Annotated in this window: 2 protein-coding genes and 1 pseudogene; all 3 read left to right on the top strand. The window is 72.5% G+C overall.

Going from position 1 to position 3825, the window contains the following annotated elements:
- Nucleotides 1–338, top strand: a pseudogene (locus tag ACY45C_RS15900) (methylmalonyl-CoA mutase); the annotation flags it as partial.
- Entirely contained in the window at nt 338–2602 is a 2265-nt protein-coding gene (gene scpA / locus ACY45C_RS15895) for a methylmalonyl-CoA mutase (RefSeq protein WP_462188370.1), read from the top strand. The pseudogene ACY45C_RS15900 and the gene scpA, both read left to right, overlap by 1 nt.
- Before the next feature lie 38 nt (nt 2603–2640).
- Nucleotides 2641–3756 (top strand): methylmalonyl Co-A mutase-associated GTPase MeaB, encoded by a 1116-nt coding sequence (meaB, locus tag ACY45C_RS15890; protein WP_462188369.1) that lies wholly within the window; start codon nt 2641–2643, stop codon nt 3754–3756.
- Nucleotides 3757–3825: the final 69 nt, after the last annotated feature.

The following is a 3825-nucleotide window of genomic DNA, read 5'->3' as shown; positions in this document are numbered from 1 at the left end:
CCGCGCGCGCCACCTTCGCCGCCAACCTGTTCCAGGCGGGCGGGTTCGAGACTCCGACGTCCGGCCCGGGCACGGACCCGGCGTCGATCGCGGCGGCGTTCAGCGCCTCCGGGGCCACCGTGGCCTGCCTGTGCTCGGCCGACAAGGTGTACGCCGAGCACGCCGGGCCGGTCGCCGAGGCGCTGCGGGCCGTCGGGGCGAGCCGGGTGTGGCTCGCGGGCCAGGCCGGTGCGCGCGCGCAGACCGATGCCGCCGCGGGCATCGACGGCTACGTGTTCACTGGATGCAATGCCGTCGCCGTGCTGCGGGCGACGCTCGCCGAGGTTGGGGTGGCCTGATGTCCACGGACAGCTCGCAACGTGCCCCGATGATCCCGGACTTCTCCGCGGTGGAGCTGGGCACCACGCCGGCCGGGGCGGACGCGGCGGAAGGTGAGTGGCGGGCCGCCTTGGAGGCGGCGACCGGTAAGGACGCCGACGCGCTGACCTGGGATACCCCCGAGGGCATCGCGGTGAAGCCGCTCTACACTGCCGCCGACACCGCGGGCCTGGACTTCCTGGGCACCTACCCGGGGATCGCGCCCTTCCTGCGCGGCCCGTACCCGGCGATGTACGTCACCCAGCCGTGGACCATCCGCCAGTATGCCGGGTTCTCCACCGCCGCCGCGTCGAACGCCTTCTACCGGCGCAACCTCGCCGCCGGGCAGAAGGGCCTGTCGGTCGCCTTCGACCTGCCGACCCACCGCGGCTACGACAGCGACCACCCGCGGGTCACCGGCGACGTCGGCATGGCCGGCGTCGCCATCGACTCCATCCTCGACATGCGCCAGCTGTTCGACGGTATCCCGCTGGACAAGATGAGCGTGTCGATGACCATGAACGGCGCCGTGCTGCCGGTGCTGGCGCTCTACATCGTCGCGGCCGAGGAGCAGGGGGTGGCCCCGGGGCAGCTCGCCGGGACCATCCAGAACGACATCCTCAAGGAGTTCATGGTCCGCAACACCTACATCTACCCGCCGCAGCCGTCGATGCAGATCATCTCGGACATCTTCTCGTTCACCTCGCAGCGGATGCCGCGGTTCAACTCGATCTCGATCTCCGGCTACCACATGCAGGAGGCCGGGGCGACGGCCGACCTGGAACTGGCCTACACCCTGGCCGACGGGGTCGAGTACATCCGGGCGGGGCTGGGCGCGGGGCTGGATATCGACGCGTTCGCACCAAGGCTGTCGTTCTTCTGGGCGATCGGCATGAACTTCTTCATGGAGGTCGCCAAGCTGCGCGCGGCCCGGCTGCTGTGGTCGCGGCTGGTCAACCAGTTCACCCCGAAGAGCGCCAAGTCGCTGTCGCTGCGGACCCACTCGCAGACCTCGGGCTGGTCGCTGACTGCCCAGGACGTGTTCAACAACGTGGTGCGCACCTGCGTGGAGGCGATGGCCGCCACCCAGGGGCACACCCAGTCGCTGCACACCAACGCCCTCGACGAGGCGCTGGCCCTGCCGACGGACTTCTCGGCCCGCATTGCCCGCAACACCCAGCTGCTGCTCCAGCAGGAGTCCGGCACCACCCGGGTGATCGACCCGTGGGGCGGCAGCTACTACGTCGAGCGGCTCACCCACGACCTGGCCCGCCGGGCCTGGGAGCACATCGACGAGGTCGAGGCCTCGGGCGGCATGGCGCAGGCCATCGACGCCGGGATCCCGAAGATGCGCATCGAGGAGGCCGCCGCCCGCACCCAGGCCCGCATCGACTCCGGCCGCCAGCCGCTGATCGGGGTGAACAAGTACCGCGTCGACGCGGACGAGGCCATCGAGGTGCTCAAGGTCGACAACTCGGCGGTGCGCGCCGAGCAGATCGAGAAGCTGCGCCGGCTGCGCGCCGACCGTGACCCGGCCGCGGTGGAGGCGGCGCTGCACGCCCTGACCGCGGCGGCCGACGCGGCCCGCGATGGGCGCCGCGGTCCCGGGCTGGAGCAGAACCTGCTGGCGCTCGCCGTCGACGCGGCCCGGGCGCAGGCGACGGTCGGGGAGATCTCCGACGCGCTGGAGAAGGTCTACGGGCGTCACGCGGGCCAGATCCGTACCATTTCCGGGGTGTACCGGGACGAGGCGGGACCTGCCGGCAACATCGTCGCCGCCCGCGAGGCCGCCGCCGCCTTCGAACGTGCCGAGGGTCGCCGGCCCCGGATCCTGGTCGCGAAGATGGGCCAGGACGGTCACGACCGCGGCCAGAAGGTGATCGCCACCGCGTTCGCCGACCTCGGCTTCGACGTGGACGTCGGCCCGCTGTTCCAGACCCCGGCCGAGGTCGCCCGCCAGGCCGTCGAGGCCGACGTGCAGATCATCGGGGTGTCATCGCTGGCCGCCGGCCACCTCACCCTGGTGCCCGCGCTGCGCGAGGAGCTTGCCGCGCTCGACCGGCCCGACATCCTCATCGTGGTCGGCGGGGTCATCCCCCCCGGCGACTTCGACGAGCTGCGGGCCGCGGGCGCCGCCGCGATCTTCCCGCCCGGCACGGTCATCGCCGACGCCGCGCTGGACCTGCTCGCGGCCCTGTCGGCCCAGCTCGCTCATCCCGCTCATCCCGCTCACCCCGCGGCCTGACCCGCCCGAGTGACGGCAGATCCGGCATGCTATCCGGCATGGTGACCCGACGACCGATCGATCCGGGCGAGTACGCCGACGGGGTGCTGGCCTCGTCGCGGACCTGGATCGCGCGGGCCATCACCCTCGTCGAGTCCACCAGGCCCGACCACCAGGAGCTCGCGCAGCGGCTGCTGGTGACGTTGCTGCCGCACGCGGGCAAGGCCCGTCGGATCGGCATCACCGGGGTGCCCGGGGTGGGCAAGTCGACGTTCATCGACGCGCTGGGCACCATGCTCACCGGGAAGGGGCACCAGGTGGCGGTGCTCGCCGTCGACCCCTCCTCGACGCGTACCGGCGGCAGCATCCTGGGGGACAAGACCCGGATGGCGGCGTTGTCCACCGATCCGGCGGCGTTCATCCGGCCCTCGCCCACCGCGGGGACGCTCGGTGGCGTCGCCAAGGCGACCCGCGAGGCGATGGTCGTCATGGAGGCGGCGGGCTACGACGTCGTCCTGGTCGAGACGGTCGGCGTCGGCCAGTCGGAGACGACCGTCGCCGACATGGTCGACACCTTCCTGTTCCTGACCCTGGCCCGGACGGGGGATCAGCTCCAGGGCATCAAGAAGGGGGTGCTGGAGCTCGCCGACGTCATCGCGGTGAACAAGGCCGACGGGCCGCACGAGCTCGACGCCCGCCGTGCCGCCCGGGAACTCGCCGGCGCGCTGCGGCTGCTGCAGGGCTCCGCCGGTCCCCGGGACTGGAACACCCCGGTGCTGACGTGCAGCGCGGTGGAGCGGACGGGGCTGGACACCATCTGGGCGCAGATCGTCAAGCATCAGGACACCCTCGACGCCTCCGGCGAACTCGCCGCCCGCCGGCGCCGCCAGCAGGTCGACTGGATGTGGGCGATGGTCCACGATCGGCTGCTCGCTGGCCTGCGGGCCGATCCGGGGGTCCGCGAGATCACTCCGGACCTTGAACGGCGGGTCCGCGACGGCACCCTCCCCCCGAGCCTGGCCGCCGACGCCATCCTCGCCGCGCATGACGGCCTCGCCGCGCATGACGGCTTGGCCGCCCACGAGGGCCGGGCCGCGGCACCCTCCGACGCTGCGGCACCCTCCGACGCTGCGGCACCCTCCGACGCTGCGGCACCCTCCGACCCCGGGCACTGAGCCAGACTGGAGTAGCCTGACCGGCCGACGATCCGCGATGGACCACATCCGCCGGGACGCCCACCGGGG

The sequence above is a fragment of the Frankia sp. CcWB2 genome, from assembly GCF_977927585.1.
Note: the sequence above shows the minus strand (reverse complement) of the source record. Positions and strands in the feature narration are given on the sequence as shown.

What these genes read in the sequence shown, in the direction of transcription:
- meaB (WP_462188369.1), top strand. Translation starts at nt 2,641, where the DNA reads ATGGTGACCCGACGACCGATCGATCCGGGCGAGTACGCCGACGGGGTG.
- scpA (WP_462188370.1), top strand. Translation starts at nt 338, where the DNA reads ATGTCCACGGACAGCTCGCAACGTGCCCCGATGATCCCGGACTTCTCC.